We start from the raw sequence: 1,317 nt of genomic DNA on the forward strand, positions 1-1,317 counted from the left end.
TGAATCGCCCCGGGTTTTGAGGAGGCTCCAACATTTGAGAAGATGGAGCCATGAGAAAGTCAACGAAGTTTTCCCCCGAAGTCCGCGAACGTGCAGTGCGCATGGTGCAGGAGCACCGTGGCGAATATCCCTCCCTGTGGGCGGCCATTGAGTCCATATCGGCCAAGATCGGTTGCGTACCCCAGACCTTGAACGAATGGGTCAAAAAAAGTGAGATTGATTCCGGTGCCCGCGAAGGCGTCACCAGCGATGAGCGTGAGCGCATCAAGGCCCTTGAACGCGAGGTCAAGGAACTGCGCCGTGCCAATGAAATCCTGAAGCTGGCCAGCGCTTTTTTTGCCCAGGCGGAGCTCGACCGCAAACTCAAGTCCTGATCAGATTCGTCGACCAGCATCGCGATACTTACGGGGTCGAGCCGATCTGCAGAGTGCTGCAAATCGCCCCGTCTGGTTACCGTCGCCATGCCGCCCAGCAACGCACACCGGAGCTTCGTTGTGCGCGTGCCAAGCAGGACGCAACCTTGTTGCCACTGATTCACCAGGTCTGGCAGAACAACATGCAGGTCTACGGTGCCGACAAGGTCTGGCACCAGTTGAACCGGGAAGGTGTCGCCGTGGCCCGCTGCACGGTGGAGCGGCTCATGCGGCACGCTGGCCTGCGGGGGGTGCGTCGAGGCAAGGTGGTGCGCACCACCATCGGCGACAGGGCTGTGCCATGCCCGCTGGACCGGGTCAATCGGCAGTTCAAGGCAGACCGGCCCAACCAGCTCTGGGTGTCGGACTTCACGTACGTCTCGACCTGGCAAGGCTGGCAATACGTGGCCTTTGTGATTGACGTCTATGCCCGCCGTATAGTGGGCTGGCGGCAAAGCAGTTCCATGCGAACGGACTTCGTTCTGGACGCGCTGGAGCAGGCTTTGTATGACCGCCAGCCACAGCGCGATGGGGCGCTGATCCACCACTCCGATCGCGGCTCGATACGTGTCCATTCGCTACAGCGAACGCCTGGCCGAGGCGGGCATAGAGCCCTCCGTGGGCAGCAAAGGTGACAGCTATGACAACGCCCTGGCCGAGACCATCAACGGCTTATACAAGGCTGAATTGATTCATCGCCGGGCACCCTGGAAGACCAAGGAGTCGCTGGAACTTGCCACTCTGGAATGGGTGTCTTGGTTTAACCATCACAGACTACTGGAACCCATCGGCTACATTCCCCCTGCCGAGGCTGAAGAAAATTACTATCGGCAATTAGCCCGTCAGGCCGCAATACCGGCCTGACTTAACCCAACGGGCCTCCATGAAACCCGGGGCGATTCAG

The 1,317-nt window shown here is 59.8% G+C and carries 1 pseudogene and 1 other annotated feature; the pseudogene reads left to right on the plus strand.

Annotated elements, in window-relative coordinates:
- The first annotated feature begins 50 nt into the window (after positions 1-50).
- A pseudogene (locus tag DIC66_RS22735) lies at positions 51-1,277 on the plus strand (IS3 family transposase).
- Positions 329-445 (plus strand) — a sequence feature (AL1L pseudoknot). It overlaps the preceding pseudogene by 117 nt.
- Positions 1,278-1,317 lie beyond the last annotated feature (40 nt).

Source organism: Rhodoferax lacus, from assembly GCF_003415675.1.
Classification (GTDB): Bacteria; Pseudomonadota; Gammaproteobacteria; order Burkholderiales; family Burkholderiaceae_C; genus Allorhodoferax; species Allorhodoferax lacus.